A 22,215-nucleotide genomic window follows, 5' to 3' on the forward strand; every position below is an offset into this window, starting at 1 on the left:
CGGCGCCCGGACGTACCGGCCGCGGCGGGGCATGGATGCGTAACGATGGATGCGTAACGAGGGGATCGGCACGGTGACTTCGGGGGAGCACGAGCAGCGCGGGGCGGACGAGGCCGGTGCGGCGGGCGGTGCGAACGGCCCCGGACCGGCGGGCCGGGAGCCGGGCGGCGCGGCGGGCGGGGCGCCGCGGGCGGCCTCCCGCAGCGGGCCCCGGCGCGGTGCCGACGACGACCTGACCGGGCGGGTGCTGGGCGGCCGCTACCGCGTCACCGGCCGGATCGGCCGCGGCGGCATGGGCGTGGTCTGCCGGGCCGACGACCAGGTGCTGGGCCGCGAGGTCGCCCTCAAGGTCCTGCGGGCCTACACGGACGCCTCCGCTCCGGAACTCGCCGACCTGCGCACCCGGATGCAGCGCGAGGCGCGGGCCGCCGCCCGGATCCGGCACTCCGGCGTGGTGACCGTCCACGACGTCATCGAGGAGGACGGGCGCCCGGTCATCGTCATGGAGCTGGTGGACGGGCCGTCGCTGGACGACGCCGTAGGCGAGTACGGGCCGAGGGACCCCCGGGAGATCGCCCGCATCGGCGCCGCCGTGATGGACGCGCTGGCCGCCGCCCACCAGGTGGGCGTGCTGCACCGCGACGTCAAACCGGGCAACGTCCTGCTCGACCGCACCGGCCGGGTGGTGCTCACCGACTTCGGCATCGCCAGCATCGAGGCCCCCGGTGACGGCGCCACCACCAACATCACCCGCAGTGGCGAACTCGTCGGCTCCCTCGACTACTTGCCGCCCGAGCGCGCCCAGGGCATGGACCCCACCCCGGCCTCGGACATCTGGTCGCTGGGTATGACGCTGTACGCGGCGGTCGAGGGCGGCACCGCGCCGTTCCGCCGCACGTCGGTGTACTCCACGCTGACCGCGATCGTCACCGAGCCGCTGCCCGAGCCGCGCCGGGCCGGTCCGCTGACGCCCGTGCTGCACGCCCTGATGGCCAAGAACCCGGCCGACCGCCCGTCCGCCGCCGAGGCCCGCAGCATGCTCCAGGCGGTGGCGGACGGCCGCGACCCCGGTGTGACGCCTCCCGCCCCGCCGTCGGCCGCTCCGTCCGGCCTGCCGTACGCGCCTACCGCGACGGACGTGACGGCGGGGGCCGGGCCGGTGCCCGGTCCCGCGGGCGCCGGCGTGGCACCGGCCGGCCGGCTCGGCGGGCCCGGTGCCCAGGGTGGCGCCACCCCGCAGCCGCCGGCCCCGTACGCGCCGCAGGGGCCGGCCGCCCACGACCCGTCGCCCACCGCGGCCGGCTCCTCGGTGGGCGCCACCGGCCCGCATCCCTATCCGGGCCGCGCGGACGGCGACACCACCCGGCTGCCGGCCCGTCGCCGCCGGCGGGTGCTGCTGGCCGTGGCGGCCGTTCTGGCGGTGCTGGCCAGCGGCGGTGGGCTCACCTACGCGCTGGTCGGCGGCGGCTCCGGCGACCGGGACACCGCGGGCGGCCGGCAGCCGGCGGCACCGGCCGGCTCGTCGGCTGCCGGCCGGCCCAGCGTGTCCGCCGGCAAGGGCGGCGACGGCAAGGCCCTGAGCCCGTCGCCGTCCGACGCGACGACCCCCTCGGGCGACGCCTCCGCGTCCGGGAACCCCAAGCCCGGTGGCCCGGGCGGCAGTTCGGGCGGCCAGACCGGTGGAGCGGCCGCGGGCGGCGGCCAGGGTGGCACGGACGGCAGCGCCTCCGGCGGTGGAGCGCACGGCGGCACGTCGGGCGGTGCGCCCGGCGGCACGACCGGTGGCTCCGGGTCCGGTGGTGCCGGCGGCGCCAGTGGGGGCAATGGCGGCACCGGCGGCGGAGGGCAGACCCAGGGCCCGTCCTGCGTCGACGTCGGCGGCGGCAAGGCCAACTGCACCGTGTGGCGCACCGCGGCCTCGTACACCGCCTCCTTCCAGCAGGTCGGCCATCTCAACATGGGCACCAACTACTTCTACTGCCAGGCGAAACTGGGCCGTCGCGAGACGTACGGGAAGTGGACCAACGTGTGGTGGGCCAAGACCGACGACGACAGCGGCAACTCCGGCGTCTACGTCAGCGTCGTCTACCTCACCGGCGGGGCGAACGACCAGCCGGTGCCCGGGCTGCGGGTCTGCTGAACCGCGGACGGCGCGCCCCGTATGCCGGGATCCATGGGACTCCGGCATATGCGACGTACCGCCCCGCCTCCGGTCGGCCGGACGCCGTGCGCGGGTGGGGGTTTCGGTGCTGGAGGGGCGGGGGAGCGCTTGTTTGCCGGGACTTCGCGGCGGGGGAAGCGGACCGGCATCCTCCGTGCGGTGTGTTCCAGAGGCGGTGCTCCCGGCCCTGCGCGCGGCCCGTGATCCCGCGCGTTTCCGTGGCAGGGTGTTGCGGGCAACTCACCTGGGTCTAGGGAAGAGGGGAAACCGTGATCGTCTGGCTGAACGGCACGTTCGGTGCGGGCAAGACCACTGCGGCTCATGAACTGCTCGACCTGCTTCCCGGAAGCACGCTCTACGACCCCGAACTCCTCGGCAGCGGGCTGCGGTTGATGCTGCCGGCCAAGCGGTTCGAGGAGGTGGACGACTACCAGGACCTGCCGTCCTGGCGGCGCATGGTGGTGGACACCGCGGCCGCGCTGCTCACCGAGGTGCCGGGCCCGCTGATCACGCCGATGACGCTGCTGCGCCAGGAGTACCGCGACGAGATCTTCGGCTCCCTCGCCGCCCGCCGGATTCCGGTCCGGCATGTTCTGCTCCATGCGGAGGAAACGATCCTGCGCGAGCGGATATCCCGCCGCGAGGAAACCCCCGGCGACCCGGAGGGCAGCGCCGCCGTCCGCCGCTGGTGCCTGGCGCACCTCGGGCCCTACGCCCGGGCGCTGGACTGGCTCGGGAGCGACGCGCACGTCGTGGACACCACGACACTGACACCACGTCAGACCGCCGAGCGGGTCGCCGAGGCCGTCCGCACCGGAGCCGGCGCCTGCGACATCGTGCAGACCCCCGAACCCACCGCGGAGACCCTCGCCGCCGGCGTGCTCCTCTTCGACGACCGGGACCGCGTGCTGCTGGTCGATCCGACGTACAAGCCCGGCTGGGAGTTCCCCGGCGGCATAGTGGAACCGGGCGAGCCACCCGCTCGCGCGGGCGTGCGCGAGGTCGCCGAGGAACTCGGCATCCAACTCCCGTGCACCCCAAGGCTGTTGGTCCTCGACTGGGAGGCACCCAAGCCGCCCGGCTTCGGCGGCCTCCGCCTCCTCTTCGACGGCGGAACCCTCACCGAGGAGCGCATCCGTGACCTCCTCCTCCCCGGCTCCGAACTCCGCGCCTGGCGCTTCGTCACGGAGTCCGAGGCGGAGTCGATGCTGCCGCCGGTACGGTGGAACCGACTGCGGTGGGCGCTTCGCGCCCGGGAGCGGGGGTTTCCGCTGCACCTTGAGGCCGGGGTTCCCTTGGGGTAGCCCCACGTTGTCGGCTTTCCCGCCGTAGGGGTTCGCCGCGCTTTGCGCCTGGCGGCGCGTTTCGCCGGCCCGCTTCGCGGGATTGTTGTCCGCTGCGCGGGGCTGTCGGGTGCGGTGACGGGCCTCCGGGGCAGGGGTGTGCCGGACTGCTGTCGCTTTACGTCCGGCACACCCCTGCCCCTCCGACCCGTCCCCTCCCGTGGGTTGGGTGGAGACCAGGTGCGTTGGGGCGCATGTCCGGTGGGCTCCTGCGGCCTCCGGACTGATGGGTGACCGTCTGCTGACGCGTGGCGCCGACTTCATGCGTGCCCGTCAGAGGACCACTGAGGTCAGCCCCCACCCACCGTCTTTATGACCACCCACGGGAGGGGACGGGTCGGAGGGGGTGGTGTGTCGGACGTAAAGCGAAGCAGTCCGACACACCACCCCCGGAGGCCCGTCACCGCACCCAACAGCCCCGCGCAGCGGAACAAGAATGCGCCGCAGGCGCAACAGGCAAGCGGCAAACCCCGGCGGAACGCCGGCTACGTGGGGATCAGCCCCGCTTCGCGAACCGCCGGAGGAAGAGCGCCTCGGCCAACGAGAGCCTCCGGAGCTCATCCGGACAAACGCTTTCGTTGACGGCGTGAATCTGCGCCTCCGGCTCGCTGAGCCCGATCAGCAGAATCTCCGCATCGGGATACAGCGCGGTCAGCGTGTTGCAGAGGGGGATCGAGCCGCCCATGCCGGACGTCTGCATCTCCTGGCCGTCGTACGCCTCGCGCAGCGCCTCGGCCATGGCGGCGTACGCCGGGCTGCTGGTGTCCGCGCGGAACGGCTGGCCCTGGCCGACCTGTTCGGCCGTGACCCGGGCGCCCCAGGGGGCGGCGCCCTCCAGGTGGGCGGTGAGCAGCTTGGTGGCCTCGGCGGCGTCGGTGCCCGGCGGCACCCGCAGGCTCACCAGGGCGCGCGCCGAGGCGTGTACGGACGGGGTGGCGCCGACCACCGGCGGGCAGTCGATGCCGAGGACCGTCACGGCGGGGCGGGCCCAGAGGCGGTCCGCGACGGTGCCGGTGCCGAGGAGTCCGACGCCGTCCAGGACCTTGGCGTCCTTGCGGAAGTCCTCCTCCGAGTACTGCAGGCCCTCCCAGGCGCCGTCCGTGGTCAGCCCGCGCACGGTCGTCGAACCGTCCTCGGCACGCAGCGAGTCCAGGATCCGGATCAGCGCGGCCAGCGCGTCCGGGGCCGCGCCGCCGAACTGGCCGGAGTGCAGGTTGCCCGCCAGGGTGTCGACCCGGACCTGCACCATCGTCATGCCGCGCAGCGTCGCGGTGACCGTCGGCAGGCCGGCCCGGAAGTTGCCGGCGTCGCCGATGATGATGGCGTCGGCGGCCAGCAGCTCGGGGTGTGCCTCGGCGTAGCGCTCCAGGCCGCCGGTGCCCTGCTCCTCCGAACCCTCGGCGATCACCTTGATGTTGACCGGGACGCCGCCGTGCTCCTTGAGGGCCCGCAGCGCGGTCAGGTGCATGATCACGCCGCCCTTGCAGTCCGCGGTGCCGCGCCCGTACCAGCGGCCGTCGCGCTCGGTCAGCTCGAACGGCGGGGAGTCCCAGGCGGCCTCGTCCAGCGGCGGCTGGACGTCGTAGTGCGCGTACAGCAGGACGGTCGGCGCGCCGGCCGGGCCGGGGAGGTGGCCGTAGACGGACTGGGTGCCGTCGGGGGTGTCCAGCAGCGCCACGTCCTGGAAGCCCTCGGCTCGCAGTGCGTCGGCGACCCAGCGGGCGGCGCCCTCGCTCTCGCTCTTGGGGAACTGCGCGAAGTCGGCGACCGACTTGAAGGCCACCAGCTCGGTGAGCTCTGCCCTGGCGCGCGGTTGCAGCGCGGCGACGGTCTGGGCGAGCGGGCTGTCGGACATGGAACGCTCCTTGTGGGCGCGACGGCGGGTAGGCGCGGCACGTCCGGCGGGGTTGGCCGGGCGGGCCGGACGTACGGGTGTGCGTACCACCGATCTTCCCACAGGCGGTCCGGCGGGAGGCGGCCCGTAGGATGCGGGGCGGTACGCGCAGCCAGGCATCGGACGGGAGCGGAAGCACAGGTGAGCAGCGAGCAGGCAGCCGAGGGCGAGCAGCAGGTGTGGGACGTCGTGGTGGTGGGCGCGGGGCCCGCGGGCGCCTCGGCGGCACACGCCGCGGCGTGTACGGGACGCCGGGTGCTGCTCCTGGAGAAGGCCGAAATCCCCCGCTACAAGACCTGCGGCGGCGGCATCATCGGCCCGTCCCGGGACTCCCTGCCGCCCGGTTTCGAACTTCCGCTGCGCGACCGGGTGCACGCCGTCACGTTCACGCTCAACGGCAAGCTGACCCGCACCCGTCGCGCCAAGAACACGCTCTTCGGGCTGATCAACCGCCCCGAGTTCGACGCCGCGCTGGTGGAGTCCGCCAAGGACGCCGGTGCGCGGGTGCGGACCGGCGTCACCGTCTCGCGGGTCGAGCAGCACGGCGGCAACGTCCCCGACCGGCGGACCGTCGCGGTGGTGCTCGGTGACGGCGAGGTGGTGCTGGCGCGCGCCGTGGTCGGCGCGGACGGCAGCGCGAGCCGGATAGGCGCGCACGTCGGCGTCAAGGTCGGCCAGGTCGACCTCGGGCTGGAGGCCGAGATCCCGGTGCCGGCGACGGTCGCCGAGGACTGGGCGGGCCGGGTGCTGCTCGACTGGGGTCCGCTGCCGGGCAGTTACGGCTGGGTCTTCCCCAAGGGGGACACCCTCACCGTCGGCGTGATCTCCGCCCGGGGCGAGGGTGCGGCCACCAAGCGCTATCTGGACGACTTCATCGGCCGGCTCGGCCTGGCCGGTTTCGAGCCGCGGATCTCCTCCGGGCACCTGACCCGCTGCCGTACCGACGACTCCCCGCTCTCCCGCGGCCGGGTGCTGGTCTGCGGCGACGCGGCCGGCCTGCTGGAGCCCTGGACCCGTGAGGGCATCTCGTTCGCGCTGCGTTCCGGGCGGCTGGCGGGCGAGTGGGCGGTGCGGATCTCCGAGGCGCACGACGCGGTCGACGCCCGCCGCCAGGCCCTGAACTACGCCTTCGCGATCAAGGCCGGGCTGGGTGTGGAGATGGGGGTCGGCCGGCGGATGCTGGCCGCTTTCGCGCGCCGCCCGGGGATGTTCCATGCCGCGCTGACCGGATTCCGGCCCGCGTGGCGGGCGTTCGCGAAGATCACCCGCGGTACGGCCACGCTCGCCGAACTGGTGCGTACGCATCCGATCGCCCGGCGCGCACTGGACGCCTTCGACCGGACGGAGGCGGCCCGGGAGACCCCGCCCGCCGCCCGTCCGGCGGAGATCGGCGACCCGGAGCCGGCGGCCGAACGGCGGTGATGCGCCCGGCGGCGCCGGAGTCCGGCGGCCGGCTGCCCTGGTGCTCGACGCTGGCGCCCGCGACCGTGCCCAACTGGTCGCCCTGGCCTACGAGTCGGGCCTGGTCCGCCCCGGCCGGCTGGGCTGAGGCCGGCAGCGGGTGCGGGGACGGGCGCTGTCTCCACCTGGCCGTGCGGCGACGTGCAGCGACGTGCGGTCGGGCGGAGCGGGGCGGGGAGGGAGTGTCTCTGACTCGGCATCCCGGCACCGGCACCGGCACACGCCGCGCACGGTACAGCGGCGCCCGCCCGCCCGGTCCCCGCCCCGCCTCTGCCCCTACCGCCCGTCACGGCCGACCGATCAGCGCAGATCAGTACGCCGGCGCAGCCCAGCACAGCCCAGCGCGAAGCAAGTACCGGGCGCACAGACCCGTACAGACCCGTACGACGGATCAGATGGCGCCGCGCTCCTGCCACAGCTTCGGCAGGGACGGGTCGCCGGAGACCTTCAGACCGTCCCACGGCAGGCGGTTCCACAGCGCGAGATACAGCTCCTCGGCCGGGCCCTCGATCGTGCAGTCGGGCGTGTCCCCGGCCGCTGCGGGCGTCCGCACCGTGCGCGGCGGTGCGTCGGGGGTGAGGTGCACCGTCCAGTCGGCGTCGGGGGTGTCGGTGGCGCGCAGCCGCAGGCTCCGGGGTGCGTCCGGGCGCACTCGGCTGCGGTCGCCGGCGTGGAAGCCCGCCAGTATCTCGTCGACGCCGTCGGCGGCGAAGCGCGCCGGCAGCGGCGTGAGCGGGACGCCGGCCGCCTGCTGGGCGTCGGCGCGGTGCACCGACGTCTCATGGGCCTGCCGGCGCGCCCAGAAGGCGAGCGGGGACGGCGCGGGCAGGAACGTCCACGTCCGCAGGTCCGCTGGCGCGGTGTGCAGTGCCAGGACCAGGCGGTGATGGCCCTCGCGCAGCCAGGGCACCAGCTCGTCGTCCGCCGGCAGCGGGTCCTCCGGGAACGGCTTCCGCTGCTCCTGGGGGTCGGTCACGTACCCCGCGGCCCAGCGGTGGACCCGCCCTATGTGGTGCACCAGATCGCGCATCCGCCACTCGGGGCACGACGGCACCGGGGCGTCGGGTCCGGCCTCGTCGGCGGCGTCCGCGAGCAGCCCGCCGTCCAGCCGAAGGGTTTCGACGAACTCAGTGATCTCCATGCGTCCGAGTGTGCCAGCCACCACTGACAACCGCCCCCGCCGGGTCGCCCGCCCCCGACCTGGCACCCCCGCCCCTTCACCGACATGACCTCAACCGCACCCCAACCGGACAGCAATCGGCCGTCAATCGATCTCAACCGCACATCAACCGGACAGGGGGCTCGGGTCCGCGGCCGGCAACGCGCGTTCGGGCGGCGGAGGTTGGGGCCCCAGGGGTGCTCGGCCGCCGGAGGGGACCGCACGCGGTGTGCCCCGCGCGGGGCGCCTGCGCGGAGCCGTCCATGACGAAGAACGCGGTGAGCGCGGCGCGCATCCGGCCAGGTCTCGGGGCGACGCGCACGCCCGGCGCGCCGGTACGCGCCCCGAGCGGGACGTCCCCCGCCCCGCTATACGGCGATATCGCGGATTTCGAGGCTGGAGGGGAAATGGGCCCGATTACGGGGCAAGGCCGTGCTTATTTTGTTTAGCGTCGGCACAAAGCCAGAATAGAGGCGTGACCCAGACTCGGACAACCAGGCTGGAGCGGGGCCGCAGCGCCCTCGGACCCGCACTGGAGCTCGTACACACCGGACGCGCCCCCACTCGCGCCGTCCTGACCACCGAACTCGGCGTGACCCGCGCGACCGCGGGGGCGGTGGCCGCCGAGCTCGAAGCGCTCGGCCTGATCACCGTCGACTCCCGGCCGCACGCCTCCGCGGGCTCGCAGGGACGGCCCTCGCACCGGTTGTCCGTCAACGAGAACGGCCCCGTCGTGCTCGCCGCGCAGATCCACGCCGACGGCTACCGCGCCGCCCTGGTCGGCCTCGGCGGCCGGATCGTCGCCACCACGCCCAGCTGCGGCATCATCCCCGCGGACCCGGCGCACGTCCTGGCCGATGTGGTCGAGGCCGGCGCCGCCCTGCTGCACGAGACCGGCCGGCGCTGTCTGGGCGCGGGCCTCGCGGTGCCCTCCGCGGTCGCCGAACCGGACGGGGAGGCGCTCAACCCGCTCCACCTGGCCTGGCCTTCGGGCGCCCCGGTCCGCGAACTCTTCCTGCGCGCGCTGGCCGACGCCGGCATCCCCGGCGTCACCGAGAAGATCGGCTTCACCGGCAACGATGTCAACCTCGGCGCGCTCGCCGAACACCGCCACGGCGCCGGCCGCGGCGCCCGCCACCTGCTCTGCGTCGCCTCCGGCCACCGGGGCGTCGGCGGGGCGCTGGTGCTCGACGGCCGCCTGCACAGCGGAAGTTCGGGCCTCGCCCTGGAGGTCGGGCACCTCACCGTCAACCCCGAGGGCGCGCCCTGCCACTGCGGCAGCCGCGGCTGCCTGGACGTCGAGGCCGACCCGCTCGCCTTCCTCGTCGCCGCCGGCCGGGAACCGGGGCCGGAGGTCTCGCTCGTCCACCAGGCCGGCGAACTCCTCCGCAACGAGTACGCCGACCCGGGCGTACGCGCCGCCGCCGACCTGCTCATCGACCGGCTCGGCCTGGGCCTCGCCGGCCTGGTCAACATCCTCAACCCGGACCGCATCATCCTCGGCGGCCTGCACCGCGCGCTCGTCGAGGCCGACCCGGAACGACTGCGCGCGGTGGTCGCCGAGCGGAGCCTGTGGGGACGCAGCGGTGGGGTTCCGATCCTTCCCTGCAGCCTGGATCACAACAGCCTTGTGGGGGCTGCGGAGTTGGCCTGGCAGCCCATTCTTGACGACCCGTTGGTCATTGTCCCCTGACGGTTCGCTGCGCTTGGCTTTTCTTCCCACGTAGCCGGCTTTCCCGCCGTAGGGGTTCGCCTTTTTGCGCCTGCGGCGCTTTGCTTTTGTCCGCTGCGCGGGGCTGTCGGGTGCGGTGGCGGGCCTCCGGGGCAGGGGGTGTGTCCGGACTGCTGTCGCTTTACGTCCGGACACACCCCCTGCCCCGGAGGCCCGCCACCTCCCGTTGGGGGTCGGATTTCAGGTGAGTTGGGGTTCCTGCCCGGTGGGCCGGTGCAGCCCCCGGACTGATGCGTGACCGGCAATTCCCAACTGATGAGCGACCCGCACGGGACCACTCACGCACGCCCCCACCCACCGTCTTCCATGACCACCCACGGGAGGGGACGGGTCGGAGGGGTAGGGGTGTTCCGGACGTAAAGCGAAGCAGTCCGGAACACCCCTACCCCGGAGGCCCGGCACCGCACCCAACAGCCCCGCGCAGCGGACAAGCAATGCGCCGCAGGCGCAAAGAACAGGAACCCGCACGGCGGGAAAGCCGGCTACGTGGGATTCACGGCCATTCGGCCGAAAACGCTCGGGAGGGGTTCGCGACAAACATCCCCCGCACCGCCGTCGCCCCCACGGCCGCCTCCAGGCGCGGCCGTAGCCTGCGCAGCAGATACCGCAGGCCGGGGCCGCCGTTGACCGCGCGGGCGGCGGCCGTCGTGGTGTCGCCGCCGAGCAGGATCCGGTCGGCGAAGCCGGCGTCGCACAGGGCCGCGACCGCGTCCGGCATCCGCCAGTCCGTGGGGTGGTTGGCGCGCGACGGCCCGTCGAAGGCGAGGTACGCGCCGGACTCGGCGGCCATCCGGTGCACCGTGAAGTCGGGCGAACGGTTGAGATGGCCGAGGATCACCCGGTCCGGCGGGACCGCCAACCGGTCGCACAGCAGGTCGAGGACGTCCAGCGCGCCGGTGCCCAGCTCCAGGTGGACGCCGATGGGCGCGCCGGTCGCCCGGTGGGCCTCGGCGGCGGCCGTCATGGTGTAGCGGGCGTGCCGGTCCAGCCCATGGAAGCCGCCGGCCACCTTGATCATGCCGGCCCGCGGCCGGGGCTCCGCGGAATCCACGGCGTCGGCGTCGCCGCCGTCGGCACCGAGGGCGCGCGTGGCGCCCATCCCCTCCGTCAGCTCGGTGACGAACAGCGTGGCCAGGTCGGCCGAGGCCGCCAGCCCGTCCAGGATGTCGGAGCGATAGTGCGCTGCTTGGTGGAGCCCGGTCGCGGCGACGATCGTGACGCCCGACTCCCGGGCCAGTCGCGGGAGTTCGGCCGCGTGCCGTCCCATGCCGTACGGCGTCCACTGGATCACGGACGCCCCGCCGGCGTCCCGGAAGGCGCGCAGTTCGGCGGCGGCCGCGTCGGCGTCGGCGAGCTCGTGGCCCGGAAGCCGGGGGCTGCTCATGAAGAGGTGGTCGTGGGCGTCGCAGACGCCGAGCCGGTCGGGGGCGATGTCGCCCAGGACCGTGCGGACGGTGGGGCCGGGCGCGGCCGCGGGGCCCGGGGTCACCACTGCCGCCCGGCGCCCAGACGGCCGACGCCAGGGGTGGACAGGTGCAGTACCTGGAAGCGCTCCCCGGCGGCGGATTCCGGGGCGGCGTCCGCCCACAGGGTGAAGTGGAGCAGCTCCCAGCGTCGGGGATCGAGGCTCAGGGCGGTGGTGTGCACCCCGTCGGTGGTCGCCAGTTTCTCGTGCGTGGCGAGGGCGTCCTCGATGACGGTCGCGAGGTCGGCGCCCCCGGGGACGGGCACGGCGTGCCGGGTGAAAGAGGCGGGGAGGCGGGCGGCCGCGGGGCCCGGACGGTGGTACAGGCCCTGCCAGTTGCGGACCGCCGGACGCCCGAAGTCCCGGACCACACCGCGGAAGCCGTCGCCGAGCAGGAAGCGGTTCATCGCTTCCTGCTCGGCCCAGAGGTAGAACGGCGCGTACTCGTTGACCGGCGAGCCGTCCGTGCCGCGCTCCCGGATGCCGTACGCCTTGAGGCCGAGGCCGTCGAAGTCGTCCAGGAGGTGGCCCCTGGTCTTCACCCGGCGCCGGATGATCTCCATGTCGTAGTCGGCGGGCAGGGGGACGCTGTATTGCATGGCGTGCATCGGGGGCTCCGTAGGGGAGAGGAGGGGAGGCGAGGGGAGCGGCGTCGGTCAGGGGGCGGCCGGGGCCTTCCCACGGGCCGGGGGCGGGGTCGGTGCCGGAGTGGACTGCGCGGCCAGCAGCGCCAACAGGCCGTGTACGGCGGCGTCGAAGGGGGCGGGGTCCTCGGCCGCCCGGGCCAGGACATAGCCGCCCTGGACGACCGCGGCGACGCTGGCCGCGGTGGCCGACGGGTCGAGGGCGGCGGCCAGTTCGCCGCGCCGCTGTCCCTCGGTGAGCACCTCGGCGATCCGCTGCCGGAGCCAGCCGAACATCTCGTCCAGCGGCGCCCGGAGTTCGGGGTCCTGCACCACGTCGCGGTCCTGCGTCATCCGCCCGATCGGGCAGCCGCGCAGCACCTGTCGCTCCCGGAGCAGGTAGGCGGCGACGCGGTCGTACGCCGTGCCGGGAGCCGAGAGGATCTCGTCGGCCGCCGCCCGCATGCCGTCCGCGGTGCGCCGGATCGCCGCCAGCGCGAGATCGGACTTGCCCGCGAAGTGGTGGTACATGCTGCCCTGGCCGACGCCCGCGCGCTCCAGGATCGCCTTGGGGCTGGTGCCCACGTAGCCGCGCTCCCACAGGAGTTCCTGGGTGCTGGTGACGAGCCGTTCCTGGGTGCTGCCGGCCGGGGGAGCGCCGGCCGCTGTCGTCCCGCTGTCCCTGTCCCACGTGCTCTTGCTCATGCCCTGACTGTACATACCAGTAGTTACAGAGATCAAGGAGTCGCAGCAGCTGAGTTTCGTGAACGCACTGGCAGAACGCTGGTCCGGCGGCGGCCCGGGGCCGTGGGCCGTGGTCCGGTCACCGGCCCACGGGTGGTGGTGACGCCCCGGCCCCGATCACCCCCGGCCGCCTCGCGGTCAGCCGACCCGTGCGCTCCGGGGTCGGGGTCGGGAGTCCGCGCCCGCGTCCTCCAGCGGTGCGGTGTCCCAGCGGGTGTGCGGCGCGCGGGCCTCTTCGGGGGCGGCGGTCAGGGCGGGGAGGGTGAACCAGACGACCTTGCCCGGGTCGTGCGGGCGCACTCCCCAGCTCTCGCTGAGCGCCGCGATCAGCGCCAGTCCGCGGCCGGAGGTCTCCCAGCCGCCGGCGGTGCGCAGGAGCGGCAGCCGGGGGTCGAGGTCGTGCACCGAGACCGTCAACTGGTCGAGCAGTACGTGCAGTTCGACGGTGCACTGCTTGCTGGGGCGGGCGTGCCGGTGGACGTTGGCGAGGAGTTCGGTCACCCCGAGGGCGGCCGGATCGACCAGGGCGTCGAGGTGCCAGAGACGTAGTTGCGCGGAGACGAGTCTGCGCGCGTGGCCGATGCGGGCCGGGACGGCCTCTAGCTCCACCGTGCAGTGTCTGCTGGGCTGCCTGATCACGACCGCGACTCCCTGATGAGGCCGGGCGCCCCTCGTGCCGGGGAGGGGCGAAGATCGGAACCAGCGATGCCGGCTGCATCACAGTGTCACCGCTGGTGAACCCTCAGTGATACGTGTCCAGGGTCGGGCAGGCGGTGCGCCGGCGCAACCGCACCGCCGTGCCGGAGCCGGCGTTCACGCGCGTGGCCGACGGGCCGCCTCCACGGCGCGCAGGAAGCGGTCCCGGGCTCCCAGGGTCAGGGAATAGCGGTTGCCGTTGAGGATCGCGAGTGCCCGGTCGCGGGCCGCGAACAGCGGCTTGTGGGCCTCCACCGCGCCGAGCGGCGCGCTGTCGATCTCCCTGCCGTAGCTGGTCAGCAGGGACAGCCGGCCGCCGCTGATGCGGACCTGGCCCGCTCTGGTCAGGGACCGCAACGAGCGCTCGATCCGTACGCCGGTCGCGTTGTACTCCGGCTCCGCCATTCTCACCACTCCCCGATGCCGTTGGGCGGGGCCGTCCACCGCCCCCCGTAGGGAAGTTTGCCGCCACCGCGCCCGGTGCACCAGTGCCACAGGGGGCGCCAAGGCGCACAACCCCCTTTCCCCAGGGTCTTCTTGGGGCCTCTCAAAGGCATGTTTATGCAGGTGAGAAGCGTGCGCCGGGTGGTTATAGTCGAAACCGGACCGGCCTTCCGCCAGGCCCGTACACCCCCGTGAGGAGCGCGCCGGTGAGCACCGTACAACCGCCCCAGGGCCGGCCCGGAGACCCGCACGCGGCCGGCGTGACCGCCCCGTCCGCCCTGCCGACCGTCGACGTCGACCGCTCGGATCCCGACTACCGGGCGTGGCTCAAGGAAGCCGTCCGCAAGGTCCAGGCGGACGCCAACCGCACCGCCGACACCCACCTGCTGCGCTTCCCGCTGCCCGAGGAGTGGGGCATCGACCTCTACCTCAAGGACGAGTCGACGCACCCCACCGGCAGCCTCAAGCACCGGCTGGCCCGCTCGTTGTTCCTCTACGGGCTGTGCAACGGCTGGATCCGCCCGGGCAAGCCGGTGATCGAGGCGTCCAGCGGCTCCACGGCCGTCTCCGAGGCGTACTTCGCCTCGCTGATCGGGGTCCCGTTCATCGCGGTGATGCCGGCGACCACCAGCCGGGAGAAGACCCGGCTCATCGAGTTCCATGGCGGCACCTGCCACCTGGTCCGGGACCCGCGGACCGTCTACGAGGTCTCCGCGCGGCTCGCCGACGAGTCCGGCGGGCACTACATGGACCAGTTCACCTATGCCGAGCGGGCCACGGACTGGCGCGGCAACAACAACATCGCAGAATCGATTTACCAGCAGCTGCGGCTGGAGCGCTACCCCGAGCCGACCTGGATCGTCGCCACCGCCGGTACCGGCGGCACCTCCGCGACCATCGCCCGCTACGTCCACTACATGCAGTACGACACCCTGATCTGCGTCCCCGACCCGGAGAACTCCTGCTTCTTCGACGGCTGGCTCACCGGCGACGCCTCGACCGGCTGCGCCACCGCCTCCCGCATCGAGGGCATCGGCCGGCCGCGCATGGAGCCGAGCTTCGTGCCGGGGGCGATCGACCGGATGATGAAGGTGCCGGACGCGGCCAGTGTCGCCGCCGTCCGCGCGCTGGAGCGGGCCATCGGCCGCAAGGCGGGCGGCTCGACGGGCACGGGGCTGTGGAGCGCCCTGAGGATCGTCGCGGAGATGGTCGCGCAGGGCCGGACCGGATCCGTGGTGACGCTGCTGTGCGACCCGGGCGACCGCTACCTCGACAAGTACTACTCGGACGACTGGCTGGCGGAGCAGGGGCTCGACATCGCCCCCTACGCCCGGACCATCGAGCACTTCCTCGCCACCGGGTCCTGGGGCGACTGAGGCGCGGTCGGGCCGGTGGCCGGTGGCGTCCGTCCGCACCTCGGCGGCCGGCGGGCCTGGTCGCGAGTCCGTCCGTCAGCCGTCGGCGAGCCGGCGGTCCAGGGACCGCAGGGAACGGCGGAAGACGTGCGCCAGGGCCGGGCGGGCCAGCGGCATCAGCCAGCGGAAGAGCGCCGGGCCGTCCACCGCGAACGTCCACCGCACCCGCGTCCCGTCGCCGGCCGGCGTCAGCCGCCAGTCCTCCAACAGGGCCCGCAGCGCGGGGGCGTTGGTGGAGTCGACGCGGTAGGCATAGCGCGCGGCGGGCTCGGCGGCGATGATCGTCTCGTGGAAGCGGCCGCCGCCGGTGAGCCGCACCTCGCGGCCGCGGCCGTCCGGCGTCGGTGCGACCCGGGTGACCCCGGTGAACCAGTCGGCCCAGCCCGCGACGTCGTCGGCCAGCGCGGCGTAGACGGCCTTGGGCGGTGCGGCGGACTCGGCGGTGAACACCAGCCGCAGCGGCGCCGATCCGGCGAAGTCGAGCGGGACGGGACGGAGTCGTCGGGGCATGGACGCGCACCTCCTGCGGGCGGAGCCGACTGCGCCGGACACCATAGCCGGCGCAGCGTCAGCTGTCTGCGTCGTCAGCTGTCCGCGTCGGCCGCCGGCTCGCCCGCCACCACCAGCTCCGTCGGCCGGTCCGCGAACTCCGCCCGCGCCTCGGCGGACAGCCCGGCATCCGTCACCAGCACATCCACCTCGTCCAGCGCGGCGAACGAACTCAGGCCGACCGTGCCCCACTTGGTGTGGTCGGCGACCACCACCACCCGCCGCGCGGACCGCACGAAATGGCGGTTGGTCTCCGCCTCGGCGAGGTTCGGCGTGGACAGCCCCGCCTCCACCGATATGCCGTGCACCCCGAGGAAGAGCAGATCGAAGTGGAGCGACCGGATCGCGGCGTCCGCCACCGGGCCGACGAGGGTGTCCGACGGCGTGCGCATCCCGCCCGTCAGCACCACCGTCGCCGCCTCCGCGGGCGGGCGACCCTCGCCGGCGCCGGCCGCGGCCCGCTGGGCGTTGTAGAACACATCGGCCACCCGCACCGAATTCGTCACCACCGTGAGCTCCGGCACCTCCAGCAGCCGCTGGGCCAGCGCATACGCCGTGGTGCCGCCGGCCAGCGCGATCGCGCTGCCCGGTACCGCCAGCTCGGCCGCCGCCTTGGCGATCTCCGCCTTGGCGCCCGGCTCCAGCCCCGACTTCACCTCGAAACCCGGCTCGTGCGTACTGGGATCGCTCACCGGCAGGGCGCCGCCGTGCACCTTCTCGACCATGCCCTGGCGGGCCAGCGCGTCCAGATCGCGACGGACCGTCATATCCGAGACGCTCAGCCGGCGGGTCAGCTCATTGACCCGCACCCCGCCCCGCCGCCTGACCTCATCGAGGATCAGGGCCCGCCGCTGCTCCGCGAGGAGGTTCTGGTTGTCGCCCACCGCGGCCCGTCCCTTCCACCCGGCTCACCGCCCCGGGTCCTTCCGCCGGCTGTCCGCCGCCTGCGCTCTGTGCTGCTGCCGACCTTCATCCTCGCACGCGGGTCCGACAGCGGCCCCGATCCGGTACGCCGCGGCCGGGGAACCGCAACCGGCGCCCCGGGAACCGCAACCCGGGTGCGAACGCTCCCAGAAGACGGGGACAATCCGAGAAGGGGGCACAACGCACGAGCGACCACCCGCGCCCCGCACCACCCACCTCAGACCTGACACTCGCACCACCCACCTCACACCGCTCCACACTGACATCGGGGGAGAGCCAGTGGAGACCGCGGCCACACCACCGTCCGCCCGCACGCCGGAACCGAGCCCGGCGGCGGACCCGCCACCCGTCACCGCACCGCAGTCGCCGCTCGCCCTGGAGCTCCTCGTCCACGGCGTCGGCGGCACCACCCCGCAGGAGATGCTCGGCGACCCACGGGTCCAGCTGATCACCGGCGACGACACCGCCGCCTGCTACCGCCGCTCCGAGGACGCCGACGCCGAGCGGCGCCCCGGCGCCTACCGCACCCGGCCGGTGCGCGAGGCGTACTGCTGGTCCAACCTCACCTCCGGCAACGGCGCCCGCGCACTCTGGCTGATCCTGCTGCCGTTCATGGTCGCCAACCTCGCCCACTGGATGCGCCCGGCCGCCCCGCCCGACCACCGGGGCCAGCGCGTCTACGACCTCCTCGTACGGCTGCTCGCGCTGACCCTCACCATCCTGCTGGCCGCCGCGGCGTGCGAGGTCGCCCTCGACCTCAGTGCCTGGCAGTGCGCCGGCACCCCCGTCTGCGCCACCGGCAAGTCCTGGCTGGGCTTCCTCGACCCCGCGGGCGGCGGCTGGTGGAGCACCCCGGGCCGCCGCCTGGTCCTCGCCTCCGCGCTGCCCCTGGCGGTCGTCGGCTTCCTGTGGTGGCTCTCGCACCGCACCTGGAGCGCCTACGAGTCCGCCTCCCCGCCGCCGCGCCGTCCCGGCACCTCCCGCGACACCCCCGCCCACGAGCGCACCGCGCTGGGTCTCGACGGCTTCTGGTACGGCCGCCGGCTCGTCGCCCGGCTGCGCGCCGCGCACACCACGGCCGGGGTGCTGACCATCACCGCCGCCCTGCTCGTCGCCTCCCTGCGGGCCGACGACCGGGCCGGCGCCACCGCCCTGACCGCCGCCGGCCGCACCCTCACCGGCCTGGTCGTGCTGCTCGCCGCCGGCACCCTGCTCGTCGTCTGGCGCACCGCCCGCAGCGAGGCGGTCCGCGACGAGGAGTCCGACCGTCTCGCCGTCCGCGCGCTGCCCTACCTCGCGCTGGCCGTGCTCACCCTCACCGCCGGCTACGCCGCCTGGTCGCGGCCGGCGGCGCACAGCCACGGCCCGCTGCCCGGCGTCGCGGCGTTCGGCGGGATCGCCGTCCTCCAGGGCGGGTTGGTGCTGGCCCTGGCGGTGACGGCCTGGTTCCTCCAGCGCGCCGCCCGGGGCGAGGCCCGCACCGCGCTGCGCGGCATGGGCGGGCCGGCCGTCGCACTGCTGTCCTGTGCGGTCGCCGGGGTGCTGACGGGAGGTGCGGCCCAGCGGTTCGCCGACTGGATCGACGGGCCCGCCACGCCCGGCCAGGACCATGCCCCGATCCCCGGGCCGCCGGTGCTGCTGTCCTGGCAGGCGTCGGTACTGCCCGCGCTGCTCGCCGTGGTGGCCGTCGTCGCTGTCCTGGCCGGCGTCCGGGTCCTGCTGGTCCGCAAGCGGGTCGCCAAGGACGTCCCCGGCCTCTACGACCCGCGCGAGCGGCCCGACGTGCTGCGCACCGAGCGCATCGCCGGCACCATCGCCCGCGCCGGGCTCACCGACGCGGCGCCCGTCCTGGTGGCCGCGGTCGCCGCCGTCACCCTCGTCCTGGGCGCCGGCGCGGTGGCCGGGGCCTGGTTCACCGACCGGGCCCCCGGCCGCGCCACCGAGGGCGCACCGCCGTTCGTGCACGCCGCCGCCGTGGTCGCCGAGTCCCTCGGCTCCTGGCTGATGGGCGCCGGGGTGCTCCTGCTGCTCACCATGGGCCGGCGCGCCTACCGCGACCACTCCGCCCGGCGCACCATCGGCATCCTCTGGGACGTCGGCACCTTCTGGCCGCGCGCCGCACACCCCTTCGCGCCGCCCTGCTATGCCGAGCGCGCCGTCCCCGACCTGACGTGGCGGATGGCCACCTGGACCGAGCGTTACGACGGCCGGCTGGTGATCTCCGGCCACTCCCAGGGCAGTGTGCTGGCCGCGGCCGCCGTCTGGCAGCTGGACCTGGTCACCCGCAGCCGGGTCGCCCTGCTCACCTACGGCAGCCCGCTGGAACGCCTCTACGGCCGCTGGTTCCCCGCCTACTTCGGCCCGCCGGCCCTCACCGGCCTGCACCGCGAGATGGACGACTGGCGCAACCTCTGGCGCTTCACCGACCCCATCGGCGGCCCGATCCGGCTCACCTGCGAGGACGGCCGGGCGATCGACGAGGGGCCGCTGCGCGACCCGCTCGCCTTCGGCCGCACCCTCCAGAACCCGCTGCCCGCCCAGATCCTGGGCCACGGCGACTACCAGGCCGACCCCGTCTTCGACCGGGTGCGCGCCCAACTGCTCGCCCGGCTGGCCCCCGGGATACCGGCACAGCGGTCCAACCCCGCGGAAAATCAGGGGAGTTCGGGCAGGTCCTCGGCGTAGAGCAGGGTCAGGTCGTCGGTGCTCGGGTCGGTGATCCTGGCGACCCGGCCCGCGTGCCGCTCGACCATCGCCTCGAACGTCTGCCGCGCGGTGCGGCCGTTGCCGAACGAGGGCCCTTTGGGCAGCGCCGTGAAGTACTTGAGCAGCGCCTCGCCGGCCCCCTCGGCGAGGCGGTACTCGTGCTCCTCGCCCTGCTGCTCGACGATCCGCAGCAGTTCCTCCGGGGCGTAGTCACCAAACCTGATGGTCCGTGAGAAACGCGACGAGATACCGGGGTTGACCGCCAGGAACCGCGCCATCTCCGCGGTGTAGCCGGCCACGATCACCACCACCGCGTCCCGGTGGTCCTCCATCAGCTTCACCAGGGTGTCGATGGCCTCCTTGCCGAAGTCCCGCCCGGAGTCCTCGGGGGAGAGCGCGTACGCCTCGTCCACGAAGAGCACCCCGCCGCGCGCCCGGTCGAACGCCTCCTGGGTGCGGATCGCCGTCGAGCCGATGTGCTCGCCCACCAGGTCCACTCGCGACACCTCGACCAGGTGACCGCGCTCCAGCACCCCCAGGGAGTGCAGGATCTCGCCGTACAGCCGGGCCACCGTGGTCTTGCCGGTGCCGGGGGAGCCGGTGAACACCAGATGCCGCCGGACCGACGCGGCCTTGAGGCCGGCCTCCTGCCGGCGGCGCCCCACCTCGATCATGTTGATCAGGGTGCGCACCTCCCGCTTGACGCTGTCCAGCCCCACCAGGGCGTCCAGTTCGCCCAGCACCTCCTCGGAGGGGCGGCCGGGCGCCGGCGGCTGCGGCGCGGCGTCGGGGGCGGCCGGCGCCCGGCGCGGCGCCGGGACGTTGCCCAGCAGCCCGGCCGTCGCCGACGCCGGCTGCACCGTCGGTGCGGCCACCGGCGGCGCCTGCGTGGTCCGGCTCTCGTCGCTGGTGCAGTCCTCGACGGTGGGCCCGCCGCCGCTGCCGTCGCCGAACGCGTCGGCGAACTCGTAGCCGCCGCGCGCGCACCGCTCCGTACGGCACCGGGTCAGCGTCGTCCGGCAGCCGTCGATCACATGGAAGCCGAAGCCGGAGCTGCCGGTGACCCGGCAGCCGTGGAAGGCGCCCCGGCCCTCCGCCGAGACGTAGAACCCGGCTTCGGCGGGCGAAGTGACCGTGCAGCCCTCGATGGTGGGGTCCGCGCCCTTGGTGACGATCACCCCGGTCTGCGCCCCGTCGATGGTGCAGTTGGCGAGCGTGCCGCCGCTGCCGTGGTCGCGGAACCACGCACCGGTCGAGGTCTCCCGGATCCGGCAGTCGTCCAGCTGGACGGTGGCGCCGTCGCTCACCGACACCGCGGTGTTGCGGACCTGCGTGAGATCGCAGTCCACGACGTCGGCCCGGGAGCCCCGGTCCAGGACGAACAGCGCGTCGGGCACGTCGTGCAGCCGTGTGGCGTCCAGTACCGCGGTCGCGCCGTCGCTGACCCACACCGCCGGGTAGTCGCCCGTACTGTCGTGGATCTCGCAGTGGTTGGCGTCCACCCGGGTGCCCGGATCCCACACCGACAGGCCGTTGCGTCCGAAGTGCCGCACGGTGCAGCGGGTCAGCGTCAGCACCGAACGGGACCGCAGGTCCACCGCGTTCTCCGGGACGTCGTGGATGTCGCAGTCGGCGAGGGTGAGCACCGCGTCGGTGTCCAGGGTGACGCCGTCCGCGGTGGTGCGGTGCACCGTGCAGTCGGTGAGATGGCCGGCGGCCCGCCCCGCCACCTGGACGCCCGTGCCCTTGATCTCGTACAGCTCGCAGCCCACCGCCTCGACCGTGGTGCCCTCGCCGGTCAGCGACAGGCCGGCGCCCGAGGCATGGTGGATGCGGCAGTTCACCAGCCGCGGATGGGCGCCGCCGCGCACCGTCACCCCGGCCTGGCCGGCCGCCACCACCTCGCACTCCTCGAACACCCCGCCGGCGCCGTCCAGGACGCTGATGCCGACGCCGCCGGCGTTGTCGACCGTGCAGCGCCGCACCGTCGGACGGGCGCCGCCGCGCACCTCGATGCCGGCCGCGGACCGGGTCACCACGCGGAGGTCCGTCAGCTCGGGGGTGCCGTCCTCCACCAGCAGCGCCGGCGACGCCGAGTCCGTGGCCTCCAGGTGCAGGTCGTGGACGGTGGCCGAGGCTCGTATCGTCAGCGCCACCCCGTCGGCCGGCGCGATCCGCACCGAGCCGCGCGCCCCCTCCGGCCCGCGCAGCGTCACCGCCCGCTGGAGCACCAGGTTCTCCCGGTACGTCCCGGCGGGCACGGTCAGGACGTCACCGTCACCGGCGGCCTCCAGGGCGGCGGCGAGCGAACTGTACTCACCGGTGCGGCGCCGCCAACGCGACGTTCCGGAGTGCGTCACCTGGACCGAGCCCTGTGCCATGGCGGTGTCGTGTCCCCACTTCGTGCGGCGGATGTCGGCCCGGCAGCCATGGGTGAAGCGGGAGGTCCGCTTCCGGTCTGCGAGGCCCCAGCCGAGAGGCCGGAGGCACCACCGTAGCGCGCCCGGGGGGCGGCAGTTGACACGGTCCGCAGCCTGGTCAGCCGCTCCTCAACTCCCGGCGCCGGCCCGGCCCCAGTCCTGCCCGGCGCCTGCCCGGGCCGCGTCCCAGCGGCCGAACCGACGTGCCATCAGCTGCCGTACGGCCAGCCGCCGGCCGCCCTAGACGAGCCAGCCGGCCGCGGCGCGGCCACCTCTCCGCCCCGCGGTCCGCGGCCCGAGACCGCCCACACCAATGCCCGTATCGCCCGCATCGTGCCCCCTCTCGTATCCGTGGATACCGCATGCCGGGGCTCCGCTGCGCGGGTTCCACGCAAAGAGGGCCGCGTTACGCGGCGGGCACCGCGGACGAGGCGGAGACACTCCCGCCCCGGTCGGCCCACCCGCCCCGAACGCCCCTG

General features: G+C 74.4%; 16 protein-coding genes and 1 pseudogene. 7 read left to right on the forward strand and 10 right to left on the reverse strand.

Features of this window, described 5'->3' with window-relative positions; all coding sequences use genetic code 11:
* The first annotated feature begins 49 nt into the window (after positions 1–49).
* Positions 50–2,140 carry a protein kinase domain-containing protein gene (locus tag ACRAS8_RS29620; RefSeq protein ID WP_438489042.1) on the forward strand — a complete coding sequence of 697 codons (2,091 nt, stop codon included), beginning with the start codon at positions 50–52 and terminating at the stop codon, positions 2,138–2,140.
* A gap of 290 nt (positions 2,141–2,430) precedes the next feature.
* Positions 2,431–3,465, forward strand: coding sequence for an NUDIX hydrolase (locus tag ACRAS8_RS29625; RefSeq protein WP_438489043.1), 1,035 nt, complete (start codon positions 2,431–2,433; stop codon positions 3,463–3,465).
* 535 nt (positions 3,466–4,000) lie between these two features.
* Here the strand turns inward: ACRAS8_RS29625 and ACRAS8_RS29630 are convergent.
* Positions 4,001–5,359: a dipeptidase gene (locus tag ACRAS8_RS29630; RefSeq protein ID WP_438489044.1), complete on the reverse strand. Its 1,359-nt coding sequence runs from the start codon at positions 5,357–5,359 to the stop codon at positions 4,001–4,003.
* A gap of 180 nt (positions 5,360–5,539) precedes the next feature.
* On the opposite strand from ACRAS8_RS29630, the gene ACRAS8_RS29635 reads away from it, so the two are divergent.
* The gene (locus tag ACRAS8_RS29635) at positions 5,540–6,820 is read left to right on the forward strand and encodes a geranylgeranyl reductase family protein (protein ID WP_438489045.1); all 1,281 of its coding nucleotides are present in this window, start codon (positions 5,540–5,542) and stop codon (positions 6,818–6,820) included.
* A 52-nt stretch (positions 6,821–6,872) separates the two neighbouring features.
* A pseudogene (locus tag ACRAS8_RS29640) lies at positions 6,873–6,947 on the forward strand (DNA-binding response regulator); the annotation flags it as partial.
* 303 nt (positions 6,948–7,250) lie between these two features.
* Here ACRAS8_RS29640 and ACRAS8_RS29645 read toward each other — a convergent pair.
* Positions 7,251–8,000, reverse strand: a complete 750-nt coding sequence (locus ACRAS8_RS29645) for a maleylpyruvate isomerase family mycothiol-dependent enzyme (RefSeq protein WP_438489046.1) — start codon at positions 7,998–8,000, stop codon at positions 7,251–7,253.
* Between the two features lie 493 nt (positions 8,001–8,493).
* On the opposite strand from ACRAS8_RS29645, the gene ACRAS8_RS29650 reads away from it, so the two are divergent.
* Entirely contained in the window at positions 8,494–9,711 is a 1,218-nt protein-coding gene (locus ACRAS8_RS29650; RefSeq protein ID WP_438489047.1) for an ROK family protein, read from the forward strand.
* A 532-nt stretch (positions 9,712–10,243) separates the two neighbouring features.
* On the opposite strand, the gene ACRAS8_RS29655 is transcribed toward ACRAS8_RS29650, so the two are convergent.
* The 5 genes from ACRAS8_RS29655 to ACRAS8_RS29675 all read right to left on the reverse strand — a co-directional run bounded on the left by ACRAS8_RS29655 (position 10,244) and on the right by ACRAS8_RS29675 (position 13,683).
* Entirely contained in the window at positions 10,244–11,239 is a 996-nt protein-coding gene (locus tag ACRAS8_RS29655; protein ID WP_438489048.1) for a phosphotriesterase family protein, read from the reverse strand.
* A complete protein-coding gene (locus tag ACRAS8_RS29660) occupies positions 11,236–11,823 on the reverse strand; it encodes a DUF4865 family protein (protein ID WP_438489049.1) in 588 nt (195 codons plus the stop codon). The genes ACRAS8_RS29655 and ACRAS8_RS29660 overlap by 4 nt, the downstream gene beginning before the upstream one ends.
* A 48-nt stretch (positions 11,824–11,871) precedes the next feature.
* Positions 11,872–12,543: a TetR/AcrR family transcriptional regulator gene (locus ACRAS8_RS29665; protein WP_438489050.1), complete on the reverse strand. Its 672-nt coding sequence runs from the start codon at positions 12,541–12,543 to the stop codon at positions 11,872–11,874.
* Positions 12,544–12,720: 177 nt separating this feature from the next.
* Complete coding sequence (locus tag ACRAS8_RS29670; protein WP_438489051.1) at positions 12,721–13,221, reverse strand: ATP-binding protein; 501 nt, start codon at positions 13,219–13,221, stop codon at positions 12,721–12,723.
* Between the two features lie 174 nt (positions 13,222–13,395).
* Complete coding sequence (locus ACRAS8_RS29675) at positions 13,396–13,683, reverse strand: hypothetical protein (protein WP_438489052.1); 288 nt, start codon at positions 13,681–13,683, stop codon at positions 13,396–13,398.
* A 245-nt stretch (positions 13,684–13,928) separates the two neighbouring features.
* On the opposite strand from ACRAS8_RS29675, the gene ACRAS8_RS29680 reads away from it, so the two are divergent.
* Positions 13,929–15,098 (forward strand): PLP-dependent cysteine synthase family protein, encoded by a 1,170-nt coding sequence (locus ACRAS8_RS29680; protein ID WP_438489053.1) that lies wholly within the window; start codon positions 13,929–13,931, stop codon positions 15,096–15,098.
* A 75-nt stretch (positions 15,099–15,173) separates the two neighbouring features.
* Here the strand turns inward: ACRAS8_RS29680 and ACRAS8_RS29685 are convergent, their stop codons facing one another.
* Together ACRAS8_RS29685 and ACRAS8_RS29690 are read right to left on the reverse strand one after the other, a co-directional pair.
* Positions 15,174–15,647: an SRPBCC family protein gene (locus ACRAS8_RS29685; protein WP_438489054.1), complete on the reverse strand. Its 474-nt coding sequence runs from the start codon at positions 15,645–15,647 to the stop codon at positions 15,174–15,176.
* A 74-nt stretch (positions 15,648–15,721) separates the two neighbouring features.
* Positions 15,722–16,570, reverse strand: a complete 849-nt coding sequence (locus ACRAS8_RS29690; protein ID WP_438489055.1) for a DeoR/GlpR family DNA-binding transcription regulator — start codon at positions 16,568–16,570, stop codon at positions 15,722–15,724.
* A 319-nt stretch (positions 16,571–16,889) separates the two neighbouring features.
* Between ACRAS8_RS29690 and ACRAS8_RS29695 the strand changes: the two genes are divergently transcribed.
* On the forward strand, positions 16,890–19,295 hold the full coding sequence (locus tag ACRAS8_RS29695) for a hypothetical protein (RefSeq protein ID WP_438489056.1): 2,406 nt from the start codon (positions 16,890–16,892) through the stop codon (positions 19,293–19,295).
* Here the strand turns inward: ACRAS8_RS29695 and ACRAS8_RS29700 are convergent.
* Positions 19,265–21,697 carry a right-handed parallel beta-helix repeat-containing protein gene (locus ACRAS8_RS29700; RefSeq protein WP_438489057.1) on the reverse strand — a complete coding sequence of 811 codons (2,433 nt, stop codon included), beginning with the start codon at positions 21,695–21,697 and terminating at the stop codon, positions 19,265–19,267. The genes ACRAS8_RS29695 and ACRAS8_RS29700 overlap by 31 nt on opposite strands.
* Positions 21,698–22,215: the final 518 nt, after the last annotated feature.

Source organism: Streptomyces sp. S186, assembly GCF_051603415.1.
Taxonomy (GTDB): Bacteria; Actinomycetota; Actinomycetes; order Streptomycetales; family Streptomycetaceae; genus Streptomyces.